A 23,233-nucleotide genomic window follows, 5' to 3' on the forward strand; every position below is an offset into this window, starting at 1 on the left:
TGATTGTCAAGTACATTTTGTGGTGAAGAGCCCATTAAATGGAAAAAAGTCCGTTCTTTGAAATCATTTACAATGTTGCGATGGATGAAAAATTCATAAATTTGAAGGGAAAATAGAGATCCACGTCAAAATCCCAGTATTTTACCTCTAGGACTTTGACGTGGATTTTTTATTTCGGGTGCAAGTGTAATAAAATGGAAAGGTCTTTGCATCATTCAAGAAAAAAGGAATAGCAGATCAACAAGAAAAATAGTTAAACGATTCATCACCGTTATGAAGACATAATGAGCAGCCGCACCGCCTAAATTTCATAGTTTGAGGAGTAAAGTAAGAATTGTTCCTCTAAAGAAAACTTGGGAAGGTTAGTCAATGTAACAAAGGATGTAAACATTGATAACCTGACGATTCGGTTCTTTTATATGTGTTAACAAACGAATTTAAGTAAATAAATTAAACAAACTTTGCGATGTGAGCAATTGACAGATCGTCATGAACTGAAAGAAATACAAAAGGAGGACACGTCGTTTTTGATGACCGTTGTTCCTCCTGTCCATTTGCGGTCAGGACGAATTACATTTTACAGCTCTGATCGTTGCATAGTCCTCCGCCATCAGCTGCCAGTGGTTTGAGCGGCGAAGAAGAGTTTTCTTTATCCCATATTTTTTGAAAGCTTTTCAAAAATACTTCTGTTGGCTGCGCCCCAGAAATGGCATATTTGCGGTTGATGACGAAAAACGGCACACCTCTGACACCGAGACGTGAGGCTTCCTGTTCATCCTTTCTAACTTCCTCTTCCAATTGACTGCTTGAAAGCACTTGCTTGACTTCGTCGCCATCCAAGCCGATTTCTTCTGCGAGTTCAACTAAAACTTGATGGTCACTGATTAATTTCGATTCAGTGAAATAAGCATAAAAGAGCCGTTCGTGCATTTCTCTTCCTTTCCCTTTTTTATCTGCATATTTCGCTAATCGATGGGCATCGAACGTATTTGTTGGCTTCATTTCCTCGAAGCGAAATGTCAATCCGACGGACTCTGCCTGTTTGGCAACATCGTTATTTGCCCGCTTCGCTTCCTCAACGGAAATACCGTATTTTTGAGCAATGATTTCATGGATGGAAAGATCGTATTCCTTTTTGGCGGTTGGATCAAGCTCAAAGCTGCGGAACACGATTTCCGCTTGCTCCTTGTGCTGAAACAGCTCGAGCGCTTTTTCCATACGCCGTTTTCCGATATAGCAAAATGGGCAAACATAATCAGACCATATTTCAATTTTCACGTTTTCACCTTCTTTTATGAATCAATCGCACATCCATTGTATCGAATGAAAAGAAACAACTTCAACTTTTTCGACTTGACAGAAAGAAACAGGAAAACTTCATTTTTCATAAAACATTAAAATGATTGAATCTGTTTCGGACCTATGACGTTTGCGAAAAAAACGTGAGATTTATCTACAAGAAGATGTAAAATGTTGATCAACGGAATGGAATCGGAGCGTTTCATGTAAAACGGCCAGCGAAACATTAGAACTAACAGCAATTTTGTTAATATTACAGATGAAATCAACCTGAAGCCTTTTTATTAAAAAATTACGGAAAAAAATGAACTTTTTCCTTTCACGATTTGTATAAACAAATGAATGATGGGAAAGGAGATGACAATTATGCCTGTAACCGGCTGGGTAATCAGTTTAATTGTAGGCGGAATCATCGGAACGATTTTCGGTGTTTCGATCGCTTCTTTAAATAAAAAGGTCGTTCGGGATCGATGGGGAAACATTGATTTTAAAAAAACCGATCTTTATTTCTATTGGACCCGTTGGGATACGATTACGGTTATATCCGCAATTTATTCATTTTGCTGCCTCACAGGACTCTTTATCTTTCTAATAAAGGGAGATAACATTAACAGTCCTGTCATTCAATTTTTCCTTCATCAATCGTTTATGTTTACTTTAATGACGTTTCTTTGGTTTATCGGAAGAATCCTGTATGTGTTCAAAGGAATTAAAGAGCGGTGGTCAGATGAATTTAACAGATGAAAAGCTGATGGAAAAATTTCAAAACGGTGATACGGAAGCTTTGAACGAGCTTTATGAACGATATCGAGCACCGCTTTTCCGCTTTATTTACCGTTGTACACGGGACGACCAGCTTAGCATGGATGTCGTTCAAGATGCATTTTTGAAGCTGCAGCAAAAAAAGCATTACTTTTCCCCTGAAAAAGGGAGGCTGAAGACATATCTTTTTCAAATTGCTTATCATACGATGATCAGCAAAATAAATATGAGAGCAAGGTGGCACCGTCTTCTTCCGTTTTTATATAAAGAGCCTGTCAACATATCCCGTTCCGATGAAAAAATGGAGGTCGAGCGGATGCTTCAATCGCTTTCAAACGAACAGCGGGCTGTTATCGTATTGTTTTATTATCATGATCTGTCACAAAAGGATATTGCGCGCATCTTAAACATACCTTTGGGCACGGTGAAATCAAGGCTGCATCAAGCGGTTCAAAAAATGAGGAAAGAATGGGGGATCGAATCTGATGGAAAAGGATCGTGAAATTGATAAATTATTAAAAAAATATACAGTGGAAGTACCGGATTTTCCAATGAAAAAGTCAAAAATGGAGAAGCTTGCTAATTGGCTTTGTGAAAAGGCTTCATTTCCGATTCCTGAAGAACGAATCACCTTTAAAGGAATGGTATGTATTCAGGTTATTCCAATTGTTGCTTCGCTAGCTGTTTCGGTTTGGATGATTTTGTGAACCGATGGATGGGATCATCTTTGCAGGTTGATCCCTTTTTCCATGAATTGCTCGCCGTTTAACTCACTTGAAACAGGAGCTTCTCAGTTCGATAACGAAAGCATTGAGAGTGCAACGGACAGTCCTGCCTGCTGCTCGGCGAATCTGCTCTTATGTGACCCGGATCTTTTACAGTATGAAAGCTTAGCTCACACAACATTTTTTCTATGCTAAGAACATATTTTAGAGAATGGAAACTAGCGTTCAGCACGTTAGGGAAGCCTTCATTTATTGGAATGCACCTTTCACGCGTTTGAAGAAGAGGAAGTTTGCCAATTTTCATACAAATTGATTGACAGGTTGATAGTTAAATAGTTTAATAGTTAAATAGTTGAACTATTTAAAATAGGGGGCAGACAATGGATCGAAAAAAAATAGATGAATTGATCGAACGGTATATTAAGGTTTCGTTCATTGTGACGAAAAGAGCGGAAGAACTTGTGAAATGTGAAATTGATCCAGATATCACAAACGAACAACACTATCTTTTGCGCTATATCCATCAAAAGGAAAGGTGCACTTCAACAGAACTAGCTAATGTTTTTCGAGTGAACAAAAGCGCGATCACAGCGATGATTAATCGGCTTGTTGAGAAAGGATTTGTTCAGCGAATTCGCGATGAAAAAGACAGGAGGGTTATTTATTTGGCTTTGACTGAAAAAGGGAGCAATTTGTTTGCAAGCACAGAAGAGAGAGTTCATAAAGTTGTAGGATCGTTCATAACAAAATTTTCGGAGGACGAGATCGAATCGTTTATTCAAACCTATGAAAAATTGGCAAACGTATTGCTTGAACTGGAGGTTGAGTCATGAGGGCAATCCTGAAAGGAAAATGGTTTGTACTCATTTTATGGCTTGTTGCTGTTATTGGTTTGCTCTTTACATCGCCAAACATGGAGGAGCTTGTGCGCGAAAAAGGGCAAATTACGGTTCCGGAAGGTTATTCCTCTTCGATTGCGAATGACATTTTAAAAGAAATTCAGAGCAAAGAGCATTCAGGAGATCTAATATCAGTCGCCCTTGTGCTGCATAATGAGGACGGGCTGACAAAGGAAGATTGGAAAGAAGCGGAACAAGCTGTAAAACAGCTTGAACAAAACAGCAAGAATTTACGGATTACAGAAATTGTTTCGCCTTTTCATCAAGAGGAGTTAAAGGATCAGCTTGTTTCAAAAGATAAAACCACCATCTTGACGTCAATACAAATGGAAAGAGACGGAAGAACGGCAAAAGAAATGACATCCGCTCTTTATAAAGTGATCGATAATATTTCATTGGAGCATTATTATACCGGCAGCTGGATCATCGATGAAGACGTTATTGTCAGCTCGCAGGAAGGAGTGAAAAAAACAGAAGGCATAACAGTCGTGTTTATTTTGATCGTCTTGCTGATCGTTTTCCGCTCGCTTATAGCGCCATTTGTGCCGCTCTTGACAGTCGGTATTACATATTTGGCATCACAGTCAATTGTCGCCTTTTTAGTTGAAATGGTGAATTTTCCATTGTCCACTTTTACGCAAACATTTTTGGTCGCCATTTTGTTCGGGATCGGTACAGACTATTGCATTTTACTGCTAAGCCGCTTTAAAGAGGAGCTTGGCAAACAAGAAAGCCGAACTGAAGCGATTATAACAACCTATCGCACGGCAGGAAAAACAGTGTTTTTCAGCGGTTTAGCCGTTATGATCGGCTTTGCGGCGATCGGATTGTCATCATTTAAGCTTTATCAATCGGCTGCGGCAGTCGCTGTCGGAGTCGCCATCCTGCTGGTAGCACTTATGACGCTTGTTCCGTTTTTCATGGCTGTGCTTGGCCCGGTGTTGTTTTGGCCAGTTAAAGGAAATCTGGAACATAAACAGAGCAAGCTATGGGACTTTGCAGGACGTTTTTCGTTCACCAGACCGCTTGTTTCTTTAATCATCGTAGGAATCATTACCCTCCCAGTGCTGCTTTCCTATGACGGCAAGCTGTCGTTTAATTCCCTTCAAGAAATCGGGGATGATTACGACTCTGTCAAGGCTTTTAATATTATTTCGAAAAGCTTCAACCCAGGCGAAGCGATGCCGACAAAAATTGTGATCAAAAATGATGACAACATGAATAGGACGGAATACTTTGCTTTAATTGAAAAAATAAGCAGAAGCATCGAAAAAGTTGAAGGTGTCGAGACGGTCCGCTCAGTAACGAGACCGACAGGCGAACAGATCGACCAATTATTTGTGACAGAACAGGCGAAAACGCTGAAAGACGGAATTGTTCAGGGAAATGAAGGGCTTGAACAAATCAGCTCCGGTTTGAATGAAGCGAGCAAAGAGCTTTCTGCATCATCTCCGAAATTAAAACAAGCAACAGACGGTATTGAAGCGCTCGTTTCCGGAACAAATGAATTAAAAGCCGGCGTCGGTGATCTTGAAAAAGGGCTTTCGCAAGTTAAACAGGGGATCGAGAGCGGATCAATGGGTGCCGGTGACATAAAGAAAGGGCTTGAGACCGTTCAAAACAATGCGAAAAAGCTGCAATCCGGCGCAGAACAGCTTTTGAAAGGATATGAAACAGCCGGAAGCAGTCTATATTCATTGCTGAAACAATATCAACAGATGGAATCACATCTCGGTCAATTGTCAACACATTTATCCGGTATGAGTGATTCTTTAAACCGCATCGAACAACGACATCAGCAGCTTCAGCAGGATGCTGAGTATCAACAGGTGAAAATGGCAGCTTCCCAGCTTAGTGAACAAGCAAAACAAATGAGAAGCGGATTTCAGCAAATTAACGGAGCGCTTCAGCGAGTGACAAATGGAATAGAGCAGGCGAACCGTTCATATTCTGAATTACTTTCAGGTCAAAAAGCGCTTGTTAATGGAATGGGAGAGCTCATCAACGGGCTTGATCAGCTGCAAAAAGGGTTGGATAAGGCAGCGGTTGGACAGCAAACCATCATTTCAAAATTGCCGGAGCTGTCTAACGGCTTAAGCCAAGTCAACAATGGACAGGAGGAATTGCTGCAAGGTTTTTCTCAGCTGGATGGACAAATGAATCAGCTGATTTCAGGCCTTGACAAAAGCGTGGATGGTCTAAATCAAGTAGCCGATGGTCTCGGTTCTGCTGAAAATTACTTATCTGGTCTTTCTTCTTCAAATCAGGAAATGGCAGGCTGGTACATGCCGAAGGAAGTGCTTGAAAGCAAAGAATTTGCGGATGCGAAAGAAGCTTACTTATCGAATGACGGCAAAGTGACAACCATTGATGTTGTTTTCGAGAAAAATCCATATTCAACTTCAGCGATGGATCAGCTTACTGAGGTCAAACAAGCGGTGGAGTTTGCCGTAAAAGACACGAAGCTTGAAAATGCGAAAATTGCCTATGACGGGGTTACTAGCATTTACTCCGACTTGAACGAGATTTCAGCAAACGACTACTCCCGCACAGTTGTATTGATGCTGATAGGGATTGCTCTTATATTAATTGCATTGCTGCGCTCGTTTGTCATGCCGATTTATTTAATTTTATCGCTTATTCTAACGTATTACACATCAATGGCAGTGTCAGAAGCCATTTTCGTTCGCCTTCTTGGATACGACGGTTTGAACTGGGCAGTTCCATTTTTCTCATTTGTCATTTTAATTGCGCTTGGCATAGATTACAGCATCTTCCTTATGAACCGCTTCAACGAATACAGAGATTTGCCTGTCACAGAAGCGATGCTTTCAGCTATGAGTCATATGGGAACGGTCATTATTTCCGCCGCGGTCATTTTAGGCGGAACATTTGCGGCGATGCTTCCGTCCGGTGTGCTGTCGCTGCTCGAAATTGCCACAATTGTTTTAACAGGATTATTTTTATATGCTCTTGTTGTACTGCCGCTATTTGTACCGGTGATGGTCAAAATGTTTGGTAAAGCGAACTGGTGGCCGTTTATGAAAGAGGAATAAGCGAGAAGGGAACATACGCTTTGTGCGTAGGTTCCCTTATTTTCATTTGTGCTATGAGAGACTTCTGCTATCAATGAATTGAACGGAATTTCCGCACTTGAAAATTGTCTTCAAGTAATACCCAATTTTGCGGGAACGGATAGCCAAGTACCCAATAACTAAATCCCCGTAAACCGTAATCCTTTACCGCATCAAATTTTGCCCGGGTGCTGCGCGCGTCTTCAAACCAGACCTCATGCGTACGGCCTTGTTCATCCACATACCGATAAAACGGAGATTGAGATGTTCGATCATACTGTATCACAGCACCGTGTTGAACTGCTCGACGAATCGCTTCTTGCATATCAAATGTTTCTGCTTCCTGACCTTGAACATGGGGAAGGAGCCAGTCACGAGCATATACTTGGAAGCCCATAAAGATTTTATTTCTTGGAATGACGGTTACAGCATAATCTAGCACTTGTTTGATTTGATTAAGCGGAGAGATCGCCTGAGGAGGTCCAAGCCTATAACCCCATTCGTATGTCATTAAAATAACGAAATCTGCAATCCTGCCGTGTGCGGCATAGTCGTGCGCCTCATATAATATTCCTTTTTGTTCTGGGCTCGTTTTAGGGGCGAGCGCGGTCGAAACAAAATATCCTTCTTTGTGCAATCGGTCAACGGCGCGCTGTAAAAATTGATTATATAACTCACGATCGTCAGGATATACATTTTCAAAATCAATATTTAATCCACGATAACCTTTTTCTTTCATAGTGTTTATAATGGTGGTCAATAATCGATCTTGCAGTTCCGTATTTGAAAGGATGACATGAGCCAGCCGTGACCCGGGGTCCCTGAACGTAAAATTTGTTATGCTCATCATTGGTATCACTTGTTCTGCTAAAGCAGATTGAAGAATCGCTGTGTCGTTTATTGCATCGAGTCCGCCGTCTTCCCGGATGATATAGGCAAATGGAGAAACGTATGTTAAAAAGCTGCCAGCTTCTCGAACTTCTTTGCCTCCTTCTTCACCTGCATGGATCGTATATGCATTTACGTCAATGACTGGTTTTACAAAAGGAATCGTTAATCTTGTCCCCGGATAAAGAAGGTCGGGATTTTGAATTCGATTGGCTTTGGCAATTTCCTGTACGGATATACGGTAAATTTGAGAAATTTGCGATAAATTCTCTCCAGGCTTCACAGTATGGATGCGAGGCGGAATGTTTAAAATCATTCCCGGATTAATTTTTGAAGGATCACTAATATGGTTAGCCTGAACAATAGACCCGACGGCAACTCCATATTTTTGGGCAATTTGCCATAATGTTTCCCCTGCTCGGACGATATGTTGACGAAAAGCAATGGGAATCACAAGTGATTGGCCAATCAGTAATCGATTAGGATCGGGCAGACTGTTTGCAGCAATAATTTCTGAAAGACTGATACCGTAGCGTTCAGCTATGTTCCATAAAGTCTCTCCTCTTTGTATAATATGAATGATCATAAGTGCCTCCTTTTTTTGTTTATATATATGTTGAAAATGGTTGATCTAGAAAATGACATGAGAGAAAATAGTTTGCTGAATATAATTTTTTAAGGTCTTTACATATAACAAGTGTAGTAAATTGTCGTTAATGGATAATTGAACTAATCATCAGGCCGAATATACTTGTAAACGTTGTGCTCTTCATCAAACAAATAGATCGGTCTTAATCTCCTCCTTTACAGCGTCATTTTCTGTGTGGGTGCTAGAAAATTATTTAACGGGTTTGATTCTCATCTGAACGGCAGGTTTGCACTTTCAGACAACAGAAATTTATTGAAAAATTCTGTTGTCTTTCATCATTTTAAGAGCTTTTACGAAAGCGCCGTTTTTTTAAGTCTCTTCTTTTTTTACAAAATGAAAATTTTAGAAAATCAACTTTTTTACTTAAGAACGTTTTTACGTAAAGGAGTTCAAGCGGGTAGAAGAGAAATTATATTTCTGGGGAGGGTTCAGGATGAAATGGATTTACATTTTTTTAGCGATACTGGGTGGGATGATGATAGGAATACAGTCGCCGGTTAACGGAAGTCTAGGCAAAAAAATCGGTGCTGTTGAAGGAGCATTTGTCTCTTTTTTTGTTGGAACAATGGTTTTAGCGTTCCTTGTTTTATTTTTTGGAAAGGGCCACATTACCGATTTGTTTCAAGTTCCAAAATGGAATTTGCTTGGGGGATTTTTAGGCGCGATGTTCGTCACGTTTACCATTATTTCTGTTCCGAAGGTTGGGGTGGCCGTAACGCTCCTTGCAGGAATCATCGGTCAAATGGCCATCAGCGTCATCATTGATCATTTTGGATTATTTGGAATGCCGAAAAATCGAATAGACATAAACCGCCTGATTGGGATCGGGCTAATGCTGACAGCTCTGTTCTTTCTTTACCGCGGCAGTGAATGAGATTTGTTTTAAGGGGAAAGCAGCGTATAACGTAAAGTATCACCCTTAAAGAGTCAAGAACATTCTTACATTTTCTTGACTCTTAATGTTTGATTGGTTATAATGAATTAGCCATTTAGTTCGTTTTATCATGGATCCATTATAAGTCGTACCTCATATTGAAATGCAGGCGATCTTATATGGTCTGCATTTCTCATGAGTGTACGGCTTTTTTTCTTATGAAAAACAAACAATGAATGGTAAAATCTTTTTTTGGAGGAAAAAGCATGAACACAGGTAAGGTAAAATGGTTTAACAGTGAAAAAGGGTTTGGATTTATTGAAGTCGATGGTGGAGACGATGTGTTTGTTCATTTTTCGGCGATTCAAAGCGATGGTTTTAAAACGTTAGAAGAAGGGCAAACTGTTAAATTTGAAATTGTCGAAGGCCAACGCGGACCTCAAGCGGCAAACGTACAAAAAAACTAATCCTTTCAAAGTGGCGCCTTATTTAGGTGCCGCTTTTTTTTAGAAATTTATAAACATCTCGACTTGAGGATTACTGTTCGATAAAGACCCTGCAGCATGTGTATAAACATTCTTGATTTTTAAATATATTGGGGAGGTCGAAAGAGGGGAGACCATTTTCGAATATATGTGGTTGACTGTTTTGAGCTTTTTAGAAATGCAGGGGGGAACAAATAGTACATAACGTTTTAATTCGCGTGTAGTTAACGAATGATAAGGAGCTGTCCAGAAAGTGGAGTCCATTATAATCATAAACATCGATATGAACGTTTCTAAATATTAAAGGGGTTTGTCTATAAGCCGAAAAAATGACTTATTTGACAAATCCCTTTTAAAATTTGAAACAAACTGCATACCATTCCAGATTCGTCGTGACACCGTTTTTTAAATAGAAACAAGCTAACTTTTTGTCGTAAACGCAGCATCCGGAAGCTTTTTTATTTATTGCTGTTTTTCTTCCAACACCTGTTTTAACAAATCACCTAAACTTGTGCCAAAAGAATCGCTTTTCGGGCTGTATTTTTGAATTAAAGCCCGATCTTTGCGGTTATTGACTGCTGTTTTCTTTTCTTCCGCTTTTTCAACCACATTGCAGCGGCGGCATTGGAAGTAAACACCGGCTTTGCCGTTATGGATTTCCATTCGTTTTTTGCATTGTGGACAGCGCCGGTTGGACAGCTTCGGATCTTTTCGTTTGCTATAGCGGCATTCCATGTTCGAACATACTAATAAACGTCCTTCTTTTGTAGAACGTATTTTTAAAAAGGAGCCGCATTCCGGGCACATGGAGCCGGTTAAATTGTGTGCTTTGTAGCTTCGGTCGCTATTTTTTATTTCATTAACGAGCCGTTTCGTTTGCTTGCGAATGTTGTTTAGGAAAAATTCAGGATTTCCTTTTCCCCGTGCGATCGCTTCAAGCTCTTTTTCCCAGCGCGCTGTCAGCTCAGGTGATTTTAGTTCATCATTGACAAGTTCAATCAGTTGTTTACCTTTTTTCGTTGGGTAGAACCTTCCGTTTTTTCGCTCAACCGCTTCTGTTTCGATAAGTCTTTCAATAATATCCGCCCTAGTTGCAGGAGTGCCGAGTCCGAACTTTTCCATCTGCGTAAGAATGTCCGCCTCTGAATAGCGAAGAGGAGGTTCTTCCAATTTTTCTTCTATTTCTACTTGATGAACAGCAAAAGATTGTCCTTTAACCAAAGCAGGGATGTTTCTGTTTTCCGGCTCATCCTGCTGCTTCCCTAAAACGGCTTTAAATCCATTATTCAATACAATTGTCTCTTTTGCAGTGAGTGTTTCTCCGTTCACATCAAAAACCGCATGGACGGTTTCATATTCGTAAGCAGGATAAAACAGCGCCAAAAACCGGCGGGCAATCAAATCATACAGCTTCCTTTCATCATTGGAAAGCTGGCTCATATTTAGCGGTTCCTCCGTCGGGATAATGGCATGATGATCGGTCACTTTTTCATTATTGAACACCCGTTTTAATAAAATTTTTCCTTTGTTGGAAAGGAGAGGGCGGATTTCGTCTTTATAGCCGGAAGCCATTGCCTGAAGCCTGTCAAACATTGTCGATTCCATATCCGCAGTTAAATAACGGGAGTCTGTCCGCGGGTATGTGACAAGCTTATAATGCTCATAAAGCTTTTGCAGTATCGTTAACGTTTTCTTTGCGGAAAAGCCGAAACGCTTGTTGGCATCCCGCTGCAGCTCGGTTAGGTCGTATGGCAGCGGCTGATGTTCTTTCTTTTGCTTGCGCTCCACTTTGATGACTGTACCTTTTTTACCATTCAGGTTTGCCAATAGATGTTCAGCCGTTTCTTTGGAAAAAATTCTTTTTTCGCCGTTTCGCTCCCAGATGGTATGAATGGAACCGATTTTTGCATGAATCGTCCAATACGGCTTCGGTACAAATTTTTGAATTTCTGTTTCCCTTTTCATGATCATGGCAAGGGTTGGGGTCTGCACGCGCCCTGCCGAAAGCGGGTCATTATATTTCGTCGTCAAAGCTCTTGTCACATTTAAGCCGATGAGCCAATCTGCCTCTGCACGGCAAACAGCAGACTGATATAATGCTTCAAATTGTTTCCCAGGTTTTAAATGCTTGAAACCGTCACGAATGGCTTTATCGGTCTGAGATGAAATCCATAGGCGCAAAATCGGCTTTTTCCAGTTCAGCTTTTTTAAAATCCATCTTGCAACAAGTTCGCCTTCACGTCCGGCGTCTGTTGCGATAATGCAATCTTTAATGTCCGTTCGTTTCGCCAACAGTTCTATGCCTTTATAATGCCGGCTCGTTTGTCTAATTACTTTTAACCCCATTTTTTCTGGGATAATTGGCAAATCTTCCAGCCGCCATGTTTTATATTTTGGATCGTAATGTTCCGGCATCTTCAATTCAATTAAATGACCGAGCGCCCACGTTACGATATACTTGCTTCCTTCAAAGTGAAATTTATGCTCTTTTTTGCAGCCAAGCACACGGGCTATCTCACGTGCAACGCTCGGCTTTTCAGCTAAAACGAGAGATTTCATATAATGCTCCTTTCTTTCAATCAACAACGTTTTAAGTATAACGGAATGGAGGGAGGTTTGCATTAGTTGAATGAAAAAGCATAATATGTTTCAGTTTTATATCTCTTAAGGCAATGAATTCTTGTAAAGGTTGTACTATGGGATGATTGACTGTTCACATACAGAGGATGCATGTTCAAATTTAGTTCTTTCGTATTACCTCAAGAAATCAATCACACTCCATTTAGGAACATGTTCGTTTCTTAAAATCAGCAGAGACAAGGAGAAAGCTGGCAATTTTGAAAATTAACAAAAATAAAAAACGAAATATTTTAAAATCTGTTACAATATAGGTAAAAAGGGGTGGATTTGTGGAAGCTTGGCAATTTGATAAAAAAAGGTATATATGGTTGTCCTTATTGGTGCTGGTACTTTGTTCCAATTTTCTAATATATAGGTCGCCTTTGTCGATTATGGTATTGCCTGAGGAAATGGGATGGGTCATCCTTGGCACTTTAATAGACTTGGCAATCGTTGTTCCGCTTTTAATGGCAGTAATATATAAAAAGAATTTTTCAGTTGCTGCTAAAGACGGTGCAGTCAGGAAAAATTAAACCGGAACAGTTAGTCACTCATCGTTTTTCGCTGGACCAGATTTTGCAGGCATACGAAGTATTTCGCAATGCGGCTAAAGAAAAAGCGATGAAAGTCATTTTATCCAATGATTAACCTTTAAAAATCTTGATGTAAGTGAAGCATTGTTCTTAAAAAGTAAACCATTTTATTGTAACCCCGTCCTAAACTTAGAACGGGGTTATGTGTGTTGGATGGATGCTTAAACCTATCTGTTCATTTTTCATATAAACTGTAAAATTTAAGAAAGCAAAAACGTGCCAGCTGCTGTATGTTTACAAGACTTGAAAATAAATTAGGCGTATTTTATTCGAAAGCTAAGTCAACGATTCGGTGGGGGAGAGAAGCTATTTCACGGAGTTCGTTCATTTTGGAAAGGCTTTTTTCAACTTCTGCTTCTTTTTTTATAGCATTGCCGTCATTTTAAGTTATGAGTGTTTGTGATCTGCGCGCTTTGCGAATCCTCATGGAACATAGAATAAATCATAATAGTCTAGAGTCTGATATTGATTTCAAGATTATTATCTGTTTTGGAGGCTCGTTTTTACTATTGGTTTTAAACACTCAAGACTTTTCAGTCCCGAATGCTTTCACTTGATTAATGAAAAGATTAGGTTAATAATTGAGGTGCAAAACTTGCATTTCATTATTTTCTGTTTATTCTGTCATTCATAAGCTTTTTGATTCAATTGAAGGGGGAATGTTATGAAAATCGCTGTTGCTGGAGCTGGCGCGGTCGGCGGCTATTTTGGAGCTTTGTTAAAGAAAGCCGGACATGATGTTGTTTTTCTTGCAAGGGGCAAGCATTTAGAGGCAATGAAAAAATCAGGTTTAGTGGTTAAAACGAATGATCAACTCCTCACAATAGACGGTGTTTTTACAGATAAAATAGAGGATTTTGCTGATTGTGAGCTGATACTGTTTTGTGTGAAATCAACAGACACGGAAAGTACAGCAGAACAGATTGCCTCTTTGCAGAATGATCGCGCAGTTGTTTTGACGCTGCAAAATGGAGTCGACAATGAAGAAAAGCTCGCTCAAATTTTAGGTGGAAAAAGGCTCTTGTCAGCTGCAACCTATCTGTCGTCACATGTGGAAGAGCCTGGGGTCATAAAGCATAGCGGAAGAGCAAAACTAGTAATCGGTGCTCTGGATGAATCTCTCATTTCGTTCCGCGATAAAGTGGCAGATCTTTTTCGTCAAGCTGAAATTTTTGTAAAAACAACAGATGATATCATGCTGGATAAGTGGAAAAAGCTGTTGTGGAATGCAACCTTCAATCCGCTTGCTGCTTTATCCAAAGCGACTGTCGGTGAAATTATGGAGCATAAAGAATTGAGGAAAACAGCTGAAAATGCTTGCCGAGAAGTGATGCGAGTAGCCAATAAAATCGGGATTCCATTAGATGAAGAAATGTTTCATCGCACTTTTGCCAATTCAGGAGCAGCTCTGAAGCATAAGCCGTCCATGCTGCAAGATCGATTGAAAGGAAAAAGGATGGAAATCGAATCATTGTGCGGGTTTATCGTGAAAAAGGGGCGGCAGATTGGTGTTGAAACGCCTGTTCTTCAAACGTTGTACAGCAATTTGCTTTTTCTTGAAACACATCGATGATCCGATGGACAATTCCTATACACATGTAGGATTCAATTCCATTCATACATAAATATCGATCGATTGATAAAAACAGAAAAATAAGACATAAAAGAAAGGACGATTTAGCATGAAGACCATTCCAGATACAGAAATTTATGTAAGATATTGCGAAACGGATGCGTCAGGCCATGTTAACAATACAAGCTATTATTTGTATATGGAGGAAGCTCGGACTAAATTTTTAAAACACATGTCAAAACAAGTAGGGAACCAAGACTGGAAATTTATTTTAGCATCCACAAAATGTGATTACCTTGCCCAAGCGTATGCCCATGATACATTAACGGTAACTTCAAAAATTACGCGGATTGGAACGAAAAGCTTTTCGATGGAGCATGAAATAAAAAATGCAGAAACGGGGAAATTGATCGCAAAAGGGGAAGGAGTTATCGTTCATTACAATTTTAAGTTGCAGCGTTCTGAGCCTTTAACTCCTGAAATGCGTTCGATCCTTGAACAATACTTAGTAGCTGTTTAATGAGCAAGGCAATTTTGTAAGCCTTATCAGTTGAATTAATATCATTCTGATGAAATAACTAAAGAAAAAGGATTTTCCGAATGTATCCACCGGAAAATCCTTAAAATTTGTTATTCAAACGCATCACGCACAACTTTTTTGACCGGGTCGACTGCATACCAGCCCCATGTAGAAGTATGTCCCTCTTTTGTCTCCGGATCACTGATCACGATTTCATAAACGTGAATAATATATTCGCCTTTTTCATTATCATGATCATATTCAACGTAAACGTTAGAAGTATTTTCAATTTTTAAATACTCCCGAACTAGCTGTTCAGCTTCTGTATGGCTTATAGGACGGCTTTTCTTTGATTCCTCAGCCTTTTTTTGCTCTTCCTTTCTCTTTTTTGCTTCTTCTTCAGCTTTTTGCCGCTCTTCTTGAAGTTTTTTCTCCTGCTCCTGCAAGTATTGATTTTTCGCCGCAGCCGCTTGATTCATGAATTGTTCTGCATTTTTGGTAACGCTGACGATCTTCTCGTTATTTGATGTTGTTTCCGCAATTTTCTTAAATATGGCGAATGCTTCGTCAAACTTGTTTTCTTCCAACAATGCTTTCCCTGACACAAGTTCAGATTCCATTTCTTTTAAAGCGGCGCTCGTTTTTTCCGCCTCTTCGATTATTTTTTCAGCTTTCGGTTTGAGAATATCAAGAACCTTGGAGGTTTCATTTGAATTTTTGATTTTTTCTGCCAATGATATGGCGGTTTCAAATTCTCCTTTTTCAAGGGCAGCAACGCTGTCTTTAATTTGTTTTGACAAATCCAGCGCCAATTGAACTTCTTCAGTGTTTTTTTCATGAAGAGCTTTGTTAAAAAACGAGATGGCGTCGCTGTATTGTTCTTTTTTTAGCGCTTCAATACCAGATTCCATGTTGGATTTATATTCTTTTGATGTACATCCGAACAGAAACATCATGGCAAAAATCAAAATGTAGAAAAATAAGTTCCGCTGTTTCAAGTTTTTACCGCCTTTTCTAATATTATTGATTTCATGTAAATTATATCCCTCAAAATACGGCTCTTACAAGAAAAAATTTTATTCAAAACGTTACTAAGAAGTGTAATAGGCAAAGCGTTTAAAAGGAATGATATAAAAATATTGAAATTCAGAAAAGGAGAGATGAACGTGTCAAATGACTTTTATTCAGCAGTCAAACATCGACGCACTTATTACGGAATCAGTAAAGAATCAACTGTTTCTGATGAGCGTATTCAAGAAGTGATCAGCCACGCAGTTCTATATACACCATCCGCTTTTAATTCCCAAAGCGCCCGAGTCGTTCTTTTGCTTGGCGAGCATCATAACAAATTGTGGGATATAACGAAAGAAACGTTGCGAAAAATTGTTCCAGCGGATCAATTTGCTTCAACAGATGAAAAAATAAATTCATTCCGAAATGGATACGGTACTGTATTGTTCTTTGAAGATGACCGCGTTGTTCAAGGGTTGCAGGAACAATTCCCATTATATGCGGACAATTTCCCGATTTGGTCACAACAGTCTTCTGGAATGCTGCAATTTGTGATTTGGACTTCGTTGGAAATTGAAGGATTGGGCGCCTCGCTGCAGCACTATAATCCGCTCATCGATGATGAAGTGAAGAAAGAATGGAATATACCAAATGAATGGAAACTAATTGCTCAAATGCCGTTCGGAAAACCGACAGCTGAGCCCGGTGATAAAGAAATAAAACCAATAGAAGAGCGATTGAAAATATTTAAATAAGATGCTTTTGTTTTCAAATTGTTGTCACCCCTTTTCAAAAAGTAAAGCTGAAAAGGGGTTTTGCATTTGAAGCAATTCAAACCGAAAGAGAAAAAACGGCTGTTCTTTTTTTATATTGGAAGGAGTGATATTTTTTCTTTAACACTTATGATGTAAAAATTTTTTCAAACGTTTCCTACTTATTATCAAAAAAGAAAATAAAGGTGAGCGAAACAATTGCTTTTTTCTTCATCTTCCTTCACTATGGTAATGTACGCTAATATAAATATAAAGACAACAATTGCTTCATTTATGGAAAACGCTCTTCAAGTTTCATCCCCATCAAGTGTATATTCTTCCTAGTGCGCCCGGCATGGGTGTAATCTATAGGGTGAAAGTCCCGAGCTGCGAAGGCAGAAGTAGCAGTTAGCTTAACGCAAGGGTGTCCGTGGTGACGCGGAATCTGAAGGAAGCGAGCGGCAAACTTCCGGTCTGAGGAACACGAACTTCATATGAGGCTAGGTATCACTGGGTGAGTTTGCAAGACAAAACAAAGCCCTTTCTGCCGAAGGTGATACAGAGTAAATGAAGCAGATGGATGGAAGGAAAGATTACACTCTTACCCGGGGAGGTCTGGCTGGCACGCCAAGTAACCTTGGTAACCTATCTAGTGATAGATAGCTGAACCGTCAGAAGTCAGCAGAGGTCATAGTATTAGTTGGTCTAGAACAACTAAGAAGGACCGAACAATTAAGAGAGAATAGCCCTTGGCATTCAGTGAGTCATGATGAACACAGAAAACGTAGTACCTCACTTGAGGGAGGAAGCGGTGAATCCCGTGGGAGATCTCTTGGAGGGTGGAGTGACCACTGGCATAAAGAGAACAGCTATTCACGGAAGTTATAAAGACTTGCGTCAATTATCTTAATTGAACCGCCGTATACGGAACCGTACGTACGGTGGTGTGAGAGGACGGGAGTTAATCGCTCCCTCCTACTCGATTTTACAAAGAAAAAATATTACAATAACATGTATTAAGCAGTCTATTTGTATCGCTAAATAATATAGAAAAATTGTTAGAAAGAAGGATTTATATGGGAGAAGAACGAGACCTGGCACAGGAAACCTTTAATAAAGTGCCGCTCATGATTGTGTTAATGTCCGGTGCTTTTGTTGCCATTTTAAACCAAACGTTGCTTGGAACTGCTTTGCCGCATTTAATGATGGATTTCAAAGTTGATGCCAATACAGTTCAATGGCTGCAATCGATTTTTATGCTTGTTAATGGGATTATGATACCGATCACCGCGTTTTTGATTGGTCGTTTTACGACAAGAGGACTGTTTCTTACAGCCATCGGAATTTTTGCTGTTGGAACTGCAATTTGTGCAATTGCTCCCAATTTTTCTGTTTTAATGGCAGGGAGAGTGGCGCAGGCTGCTGGTGCCGGAATTATCATGCCGCTGATGCAGACAATCTTGTTTTTAATTTTTCCCGTTGAAAAAAGAGGAACGGCAATGGGGATGTTTGGACTCGTTATTGCATTTGCGCCGGCAATTGGTCCGACTTTATCCGGTTACCTTGTAGAGCATTTTGCATGGAGAAGCTTGTTTTATGTGCTCTTACCTATTGTAGTCATTGATCTTATCTTAGCTTTTTTCATCCTAAAAAACGTTACGCGGCAAACTTACCCAAAAATCGATATTTTATCCATCATCCTTTCAACGTTAGGCTTCGGCGGTTTATTGTATGGATTCAGCGCAGCTGGAAGCAGCGGCTGGGGGAGCGGTCAAGTTATTTTATCGCTCTTCATCGGTTTGACCACTCTTACTTGGTTTATAATTAGACAGCTGCAATTGGATGAGCCGATCCTGGAATTCAAAGTATTTAAAAGCAAGACATTTTCGATCACAACTGTTTTAGGCATGATTGTGTTTATGTCTATGATTGGCGGAGCAGTTATTTTGCCGATGTTTATGCAAAATATGCTGGGATTTTCAGCATTTGAGTCCGGACTGGTGCTCTTGCCAGGCGCACTTGTCCAAGGGGTGGCCAACCCGATAACAGGCAGATTATTTGATAAATTCGGTGCCAAATGGCTGGCGATTATTGGATTTTTTACCTTAACGATCACGACGTTTATGCTGTCGCACCTCACCTTACATACAACGTTTACCTATTTAGCGGCAGTAAATGCTTTCAGGATGGTCGGTGTTGCGATGGTCATGATGCCGGTGACAACCGCCGGTTTAAATCAACTGCCTACATATTTAATTTCACACGGAACTGCGATGAACAACACAATGCGGCAAGTAGCTGGTGCAGTTGGAACAGCCTTGCTTGTGACAGTCATGACAAATACAGCCTTGCCTGAAAAAGGTATGGAAGGAATGATACATGGAGTAAATATATCTTTTGTAGTGGCAGGGATATTCTCTGCGATCGCTCTCGTCTTATCGTTTTTTATGAAAAATTCGCAAGAAGTAAAAGACGGAAGTCTAGAGGAAAAAGAAAACAAGCAAATTATGAGCGAAAGCTAAATTTTTTTCTTCGCAATAGCTAAAAAATAAAGCAGAAGCAGGGTAAGCCCTGCTGCTTTATCGTTTTATGTCTGCTGATTGTTCATTTGATTGCCAGCCGGTTGATAATGATTGATGATCGCTTGAGCAGTATTTTGCTGAAAGACCGGCACTTGATAATAACCTTTTTGGTTCATATATTGCCAAACTTCATAAGCTTGCTCTGCGCAATTTTTCGCCCCTTGGAGCACGACATTTCTTAATTCCGGATCTGAGCATTCCAATGCAGCATGCATCCTTAATGCTGCTGACGCTTTTAAACATCCTAACATTCCTGACGCAACATCATGGTCGTTCATCTCGTTTATTGAGCTGTTGGGAGCTTCCGGTGTTCCGCCTGAGGTGCCAAAGGAAGGGCTTGCATTTTTCAATGGGCGGTAAGTGCTGAAATTTTGCTGACTGCTCTTGTTTCTTACTATTTGAACGATTGAATTGTATTCATTTGTCATAAAAATGATTTGATTTTGCAAAATGTTTTGCAGCTCTGGATCTTTGCAATGGGGCTGATAAAGTTGAAATTGGTTAATTCCATCAATTGTGTTTGTTAAAACTTCATGTACTTCCATTAATTCATGAGCACCTAATTGATTCATACCTTCAATCCCTCCTAAGTAATTTTTTAACAGTTAGTATTATGTTTGAAATTTTTAATTTTATACAAAAAACCCCTCAGTCTGCGATACTGAGGGAAAACATTTAAGAAATTATTTTTACACGCTCTTTTCCAGAAAAGCTTTTACATACTAACATCTGACTAAATCTATTAGAATAATTTGTACGTGCTTGTATCGTTCCTTGTTCATCCATTGTGAGGATCCATCCTGCAGGCAATTCTCCTTCAAAATATTCAATGAAAGATTGAAGCTTTTCAGTCGATTCAGGGATCGTTACATACCCTTCCGTTAGTTGATACCATAAATCTCTGACAGAACGAAGGGCTTCTTTTAGTTTATATTCTTTTTCCAGTTGTTTGACACTTCGATAGATCATTTGATATTCACTCCCTAATAAAAACTTATAACATTGAAGAGTGAATCACTATGAAAAAATTTTTCCAGTTGAAGGTAAAAAAGCCAGACAATTTGCATCTATAGCCTAGTTGTGCGTGTATCTATTTGCCATCTTCTTGTCATTTGTTGTATACCCAGCCGATGCTTCGAATCCAGCTATTTTTGCATAGATGTCACTGTCCATTTTGTACTGAAGCTTTCTTTTTAATTTTCTAAACCTCTTCAATCTTTTGGGCAGCCATCAACCGAGCGGAAAGTGACTTTCTGGCAAATCAAGCTCTTTGACCGATAATGCAGTGATTTTCTTGTAAACAGGAAATCTTTACAGCGATCAGGACGATTTTGATAAAATAGGTAAGAGAAAAATAAGAAGTTTCTTTATTATTTTAAAAAAAGAAAGGAATTGGGATGAGGATATGAAATGTTTTTCAATTGATTTAGATGGCACACTATTAAATTCGCAGCATGAAATTTCACATGAAAATTTATCAGTTTTACATGAATTGAAAAAGCAAGGACATGAAGTCATTTTAAATACGGGACGTGCATTTCCGGACGTCATCAAGATTAAAGCGGTTGAAGAGCTCCAAGTGCCGATTTTTTGTGTTAATGGGGCTGTATTATATTCCGATAAAAGAGAGCTGATGTATGAAGCAACAATAGATGAAAAAACGTTTAAAGAAATTTTTGCAGCAGTAAATGCTCTGGATGTCGGAATTCTCGTTTACACCAATCAGGGTGGCTTTCCATCCACTTTACCGCCTTTGCATAAGCTGAGCTGGAAAGAGATCGAAGAGATGTTTCGCCAATTTGATTATGACTCTATTTTCAAGCTGGAAAATGTAAAAATCTATAAGCTGATTGGATTAGTGAATCATGATGAAACGGAAAAAATCGATCGAGTGAAGGAAGCTTTAAGCGAAAGAAGCGACCTCTCCATTGCCTCATCATTTCCGAATAATATTGAAATTACCTCCAGCGAAGCACATAAAGGAAAAGCGATTTTACGCTATCAAAAAATGAAGCAGCTGACATTTGAAGAAATTTATGCGTTTGGCGACGGAGGCAACGACATTTCCCAATTCGAGATCGCGACCACATCGGTTGCAATGGGAAATGCTCCAAAGGAAGTGAAAGAAAAAGCCGATTTTGTCACGAAAACGAACGATGAGAACGGCTTTGCCTATGCGGTAAAAGAACTGTTGAAGGCTGTATCAGTTTAAGCAATGCTTCATGCTGCCCGAAAGAATTCATGTAAAGCAGGAAGCCGCTTATTTTACTTATTTACTCAACTTTCTCACAGTAAATTGGATTTCTAAGCCTTACGGTTAATGGGTTTGTTGGTTGTTTCGAATACTTCTTGACATAAAAATTTGCAAAAAAAACACCTCAACTTTTGGTATAGTTTAATTGTCCAGAAAAAACATTACCAAAAGCAGGTGAGGTGTCTCTTATTATGATAACGAATAACAGACTGAACAATCAACTACCAAAAGAAGTAAAAGCTATATTTGATGAACTTGAAATCTTAAAATATTTAAGGAAAGTGGGAATTAACAAGGGTTTCGGTTATTCCTGCGCCTATTTATTCCAGCTAGTTTTTAGTTTAGTTTTTGAAGGCAAAAATTTGTTTCGACTTCTTCAAAGTAAAAAAGCTAAAGATTTGCCGGAAAAAAACGCTATTTATCGCTTCTTAAATAACCCTCAATACAATTGGCGCAGGTTTTTACTTGTTTTGAGTACTTTCACCATTATGAAGGTAAGTAGTTTAACGAGACACGACCGTCCGAAAGTGCTGATCGTGGACGACTCATCTTATGAACGAAATCGCAGTAAAAAGGTTGAACTGCTTGCTCGCTGTTTCGATCATTCTTCTCAAAAAATGCGTTATTACAAAGGATTTCGTATGCTTACACTCGGCTGGTCAGATGGTGCTACATTTTTGCCTATTGATTTTGCTTTATTAAGCTCTACGAATTCCCAAATCAATGGGATTGATAACCGAATCGATAAGCGTACATCCGGTTATAAGCGGCGTGTCGAAGCTTTACAAAAAGCGCCGGAAGTTATTCCCAATATGATTAAACGGGCACTTTCTCAAGGAATCGATGCCTCATACGTTTTAATGGATACATGGTTTACCCAACAGCCTTTGATCAAGTCCATTGTGGATCAAGGGTTGGATGTTATTGGAATGGTGAAGGATACAAAACAAAGATATCAAGTGAACGGTGAATGGGTGAGCCTAAAAAAACTATACCAAACAGCTAAACCATCACAACATCAAAAGGGTATTTTGCGCTCTATTCACACAACGATGGCAAATGGCGTACCTGTTAAAGTGGTATTTGTCCGTAATCGTCATAAAAAGAGACAGTGGCTAGCTATTTTGAGTACAGACTGTACTTTATCGGATCAAGAAATCATTCGTATTTATGGGATACGTTGGGATATTGAAGTATTCTTCAAAACAGTCAAATCCTTATTGAAACTCCAAAAAGAGTTCCAAGGAAGATCTTATGATTCCATGATCAGCCATACCACTATTGTGTTTACAAGGTACATTGTTTTGTCTTGGCAAAACCGAGTAAGTACAGATTATCGAACATTAGGCGGCATTTTTTATGAACTTTGTGATGAAATCGATGAACTAGATTGGGCCTTTGCACTTCAACTACTCATTGAAATTCTTGAAGATGCACTTCAAAATGTAAATCAAAAGATTAAAAAATTCATCGAAAGTCAATTACGTAAATGGATTGTAGTTTTGCCTAATTATATCAAGGCTTATTTACCAAAATTGAGCTGCGAAAGTTGAGTTATTTATATAAAATATAGAAAACGATTTTTTTTCCATTTTTGGCTTAAGTCAATATATTGTTTGAGCGGGGATAAAGACTCGCAAAAAAGGATTCTAAATTTAGTGAAAGCTTATCAAG

General features: G+C 39.3%; 20 protein-coding genes and 1 pseudogene. 15 read left to right on the top strand and 6 right to left on the bottom strand.

Annotated features, from left to right (window positions below):
• Positions 1-570: 570 nt before the first annotated feature.
• Complete coding sequence (locus tag NST97_RS03055) at positions 571-1,278, bottom strand: DsbA family oxidoreductase (RefSeq protein ID WP_340881395.1); 708 nt, start codon at positions 1,276-1,278, stop codon at positions 571-573.
• Positions 1,279-1,665: 387 nt separating this feature from the next.
• On the opposite strand from NST97_RS03055, the gene NST97_RS03060 reads away from it, so the two are divergent.
• The 5 genes from NST97_RS03060 (at position 1,666) to NST97_RS03080 (ending at position 6,741) form a co-directional block, all read left to right on the top strand.
• The gene (locus tag NST97_RS03060; protein ID WP_339211463.1) at positions 1,666-2,043 is read left to right on the top strand and encodes a hypothetical protein; all 378 of its coding nucleotides are present in this window, start codon (positions 1,666-1,668) and stop codon (positions 2,041-2,043) included.
• Positions 2,027-2,563: an RNA polymerase sigma factor gene (locus NST97_RS03065; protein ID WP_094245727.1), complete on the top strand. Its 537-nt coding sequence runs from the start codon at positions 2,027-2,029 to the stop codon at positions 2,561-2,563. The genes NST97_RS03060 and NST97_RS03065 overlap by 17 nt, the downstream gene beginning before the upstream one ends.
• Entirely contained in the window at positions 2,547-2,768 is a 222-nt protein-coding gene (locus tag NST97_RS03070; RefSeq protein WP_063389540.1) for a hypothetical protein, read from the top strand. The genes NST97_RS03065 and NST97_RS03070 overlap by 17 nt, the downstream gene beginning before the upstream one ends.
• Positions 2,769-3,166: 398 nt before the next feature.
• Complete coding sequence (locus tag NST97_RS03075; RefSeq protein ID WP_063389539.1) at positions 3,167-3,619, top strand: MarR family winged helix-turn-helix transcriptional regulator; 453 nt, start codon at positions 3,167-3,169, stop codon at positions 3,617-3,619.
• On the top strand, positions 3,616-6,741 hold the full coding sequence (locus tag NST97_RS03080; protein ID WP_341342916.1) for an MMPL family transporter: 3,126 nt from the start codon (positions 3,616-3,618) through the stop codon (positions 6,739-6,741). The genes NST97_RS03075 and NST97_RS03080 overlap by 4 nt, the downstream gene beginning before the upstream one ends.
• Before the next feature lie 70 nt (positions 6,742-6,811).
• Here the strand turns inward: NST97_RS03080 and NST97_RS03085 are convergent, their stop codons facing one another.
• On the bottom strand, positions 6,812-8,233 hold the full coding sequence (locus tag NST97_RS03085; protein WP_341342917.1) for a LysM peptidoglycan-binding domain-containing protein: 1,422 nt from the start codon (positions 8,231-8,233) through the stop codon (positions 6,812-6,814).
• A gap of 496 nt (positions 8,234-8,729) precedes the next feature.
• Between NST97_RS03085 and NST97_RS03090 the strand changes: the two genes are divergently transcribed.
• Together NST97_RS03090 and NST97_RS03095 are read left to right on the top strand one after the other, a co-directional pair.
• Positions 8,730-9,170 (top strand): DMT family transporter, encoded by a 441-nt coding sequence (locus tag NST97_RS03090; protein WP_340806405.1) that lies wholly within the window; start codon positions 8,730-8,732, stop codon positions 9,168-9,170.
• A 266-nt stretch (positions 9,171-9,436) separates the two neighbouring features.
• The gene (locus tag NST97_RS03095; protein ID WP_339199864.1) at positions 9,437-9,637 is read left to right on the top strand and encodes a cold-shock protein; all 201 of its coding nucleotides are present in this window, start codon (positions 9,437-9,439) and stop codon (positions 9,635-9,637) included.
• Between the two features lie 480 nt (positions 9,638-10,117).
• Here the strand turns inward: NST97_RS03095 and NST97_RS03100 are convergent, their stop codons facing one another.
• Complete coding sequence (locus NST97_RS03100) at positions 10,118-12,214, bottom strand: DNA topoisomerase III (protein ID WP_341342918.1); 2,097 nt, start codon at positions 12,212-12,214, stop codon at positions 10,118-10,120.
• Positions 12,215-12,564: 350 nt separating this feature from the next.
• Here NST97_RS03100 and NST97_RS03105 point away from each other — a divergent pair, with 350 nt between their 5' ends.
• From NST97_RS03105 to NST97_RS03120, 4 genes and pseudogenes are all read left to right on the top strand, one after another.
• Complete coding sequence (locus tag NST97_RS03105; protein WP_340733689.1) at positions 12,565-12,807, top strand: hypothetical protein; 243 nt, start codon at positions 12,565-12,567, stop codon at positions 12,805-12,807.
• Positions 12,773-12,922 (top strand): annotated as a pseudogene (locus NST97_RS03110) (alcohol dehydrogenase); the annotation flags it as partial. The gene NST97_RS03105 and the pseudogene NST97_RS03110, both read left to right, overlap by 35 nt.
• Before the next feature lie 609 nt (positions 12,923-13,531).
• Positions 13,532-14,440: a ketopantoate reductase family protein gene (locus tag NST97_RS03115; protein ID WP_063389532.1), complete on the top strand. Its 909-nt coding sequence runs from the start codon at positions 13,532-13,534 to the stop codon at positions 14,438-14,440.
• Positions 14,441-14,549: 109 nt separating this feature from the next.
• Positions 14,550-14,960 carry an acyl-CoA thioesterase gene (locus tag NST97_RS03120; protein WP_063389531.1) on the top strand — a complete coding sequence of 137 codons (411 nt, stop codon included), beginning with the start codon at positions 14,550-14,552 and terminating at the stop codon, positions 14,958-14,960.
• A 110-nt stretch (positions 14,961-15,070) separates the two neighbouring features.
• Here the strand turns inward: NST97_RS03120 and NST97_RS03125 are convergent, their stop codons facing one another.
• Positions 15,071-15,958 (bottom strand): hypothetical protein, encoded by an 888-nt coding sequence (locus NST97_RS03125; RefSeq protein ID WP_341342919.1) that lies wholly within the window; start codon positions 15,956-15,958, stop codon positions 15,071-15,073.
• Positions 15,959-16,126: 168 nt separating this feature from the next.
• Here NST97_RS03125 and NST97_RS03130 point away from each other — a divergent pair, with 168 nt between their 5' ends.
• Both NST97_RS03130 and NST97_RS03135 read left to right on the top strand, forming a co-directional pair.
• Positions 16,127-16,726 (top strand): nitroreductase family protein, encoded by a 600-nt coding sequence (locus tag NST97_RS03130; RefSeq protein WP_094245736.1) that lies wholly within the window; start codon positions 16,127-16,129, stop codon positions 16,724-16,726.
• A gap of 1,073 nt (positions 16,727-17,799) precedes the next feature.
• Positions 17,800-19,245 carry a DHA2 family efflux MFS transporter permease subunit gene (locus NST97_RS03135; protein ID WP_339199873.1) on the top strand — a complete coding sequence of 482 codons (1,446 nt, stop codon included), beginning with the start codon at positions 17,800-17,802 and terminating at the stop codon, positions 19,243-19,245.
• Positions 19,246-19,310: 65 nt separating this feature from the next.
• On the opposite strand, the gene NST97_RS03140 is transcribed toward NST97_RS03135, so the two are convergent.
• Together NST97_RS03140 and NST97_RS03145 are read right to left on the bottom strand one after the other, a co-directional pair.
• Positions 19,311-19,877: a spore coat protein gene (locus NST97_RS03140; RefSeq protein ID WP_063389527.1), complete on the bottom strand. Its 567-nt coding sequence runs from the start codon at positions 19,875-19,877 to the stop codon at positions 19,311-19,313.
• Positions 19,878-19,980: 103 nt separating this feature from the next.
• Positions 19,981-20,274 carry a hypothetical protein gene (locus NST97_RS03145; protein ID WP_066246704.1) on the bottom strand — a complete coding sequence of 98 codons (294 nt, stop codon included), beginning with the start codon at positions 20,272-20,274 and terminating at the stop codon, positions 19,981-19,983.
• 436 nt (positions 20,275-20,710) lie between these two features.
• Here NST97_RS03145 and NST97_RS03150 point away from each other — a divergent pair, with 436 nt between their 5' ends.
• Both NST97_RS03150 and NST97_RS03155 read left to right on the top strand, forming a co-directional pair.
• On the top strand, positions 20,711-21,517 hold the full coding sequence (locus tag NST97_RS03150; protein ID WP_066246706.1) for a Cof-type HAD-IIB family hydrolase: 807 nt from the start codon (positions 20,711-20,713) through the stop codon (positions 21,515-21,517).
• Between the two features lie 233 nt (positions 21,518-21,750).
• A complete protein-coding gene (locus NST97_RS03155) occupies positions 21,751-23,112 on the top strand; it encodes an IS4 family transposase (protein WP_341342920.1) in 1,362 nt (453 codons plus the stop codon).
• Positions 23,113-23,233: the final 121 nt, after the last annotated feature.

Source organism: Aeribacillus sp. FSL K6-1305, assembly GCF_038050115.1.
GTDB lineage: Bacteria > Bacillota > Bacilli > Bacillales > Aeribacillaceae > Aeribacillus > Aeribacillus composti.

Excerpts from the sequence above, each read along its gene's own strand:
- NST97_RS03060 (WP_339211463.1), top strand. The coding sequence starts at position 1,666 with ATGCCTGTAACCGGCTGGGTAATCAGTTTAATTGTAGGCGGAATCATC.
- NST97_RS03065 (WP_094245727.1), top strand. The coding sequence starts at position 2,027 with ATGAATTTAACAGATGAAAAGCTGATGGAAAAATTTCAAAACGGTGAT.
- NST97_RS03070 (WP_063389540.1), top strand. The coding sequence starts at position 2,547 with ATGGAAAAGGATCGTGAAATTGATAAATTATTAAAAAAATATACAGTG.
- NST97_RS03075 (WP_063389539.1), top strand. The coding sequence starts at position 3,167 with ATGGATCGAAAAAAAATAGATGAATTGATCGAACGGTATATTAAGGTT.
- NST97_RS03080 (WP_341342916.1), top strand. The coding sequence starts at position 3,616 with ATGAGGGCAATCCTGAAAGGAAAATGGTTTGTACTCATTTTATGGCTT.
- NST97_RS03085 (WP_341342917.1), bottom strand. The coding sequence starts at position 8,233 with ATGATCATTCATATTATACAAAGAGGAGAGACTTTATGGAACATAGCT.
- NST97_RS03090 (WP_340806405.1), top strand. The coding sequence starts at position 8,730 with ATGAAATGGATTTACATTTTTTTAGCGATACTGGGTGGGATGATGATA.
- NST97_RS03095 (WP_339199864.1), top strand. The coding sequence starts at position 9,437 with ATGAACACAGGTAAGGTAAAATGGTTTAACAGTGAAAAAGGGTTTGGA.
- NST97_RS03100 (WP_341342918.1), bottom strand. The coding sequence starts at position 12,214 with ATGAAATCTCTCGTTTTAGCTGAAAAGCCGAGCGTTGCACGTGAGATA.
- NST97_RS03115 (WP_063389532.1), top strand. The coding sequence starts at position 13,532 with ATGAAAATCGCTGTTGCTGGAGCTGGCGCGGTCGGCGGCTATTTTGGA.
- NST97_RS03120 (WP_063389531.1), top strand. The coding sequence starts at position 14,550 with ATGAAGACCATTCCAGATACAGAAATTTATGTAAGATATTGCGAAACG.
- NST97_RS03135 (WP_339199873.1), top strand. The coding sequence starts at position 17,800 with ATGGGAGAAGAACGAGACCTGGCACAGGAAACCTTTAATAAAGTGCCG.
- NST97_RS03140 (WP_063389527.1), bottom strand. The coding sequence starts at position 19,877 with ATGAATCAATTAGGTGCTCATGAATTAATGGAAGTACATGAAGTTTTA.
- NST97_RS03145 (WP_066246704.1), bottom strand. The coding sequence starts at position 20,274 with ATGATCTATCGAAGTGTCAAACAACTGGAAAAAGAATATAAACTAAAA.
- NST97_RS03150 (WP_066246706.1), top strand. The coding sequence starts at position 20,711 with ATGAAATGTTTTTCAATTGATTTAGATGGCACACTATTAAATTCGCAG.
- NST97_RS03155 (WP_341342920.1), top strand. The coding sequence starts at position 21,751 with ATGATAACGAATAACAGACTGAACAATCAACTACCAAAAGAAGTAAAA.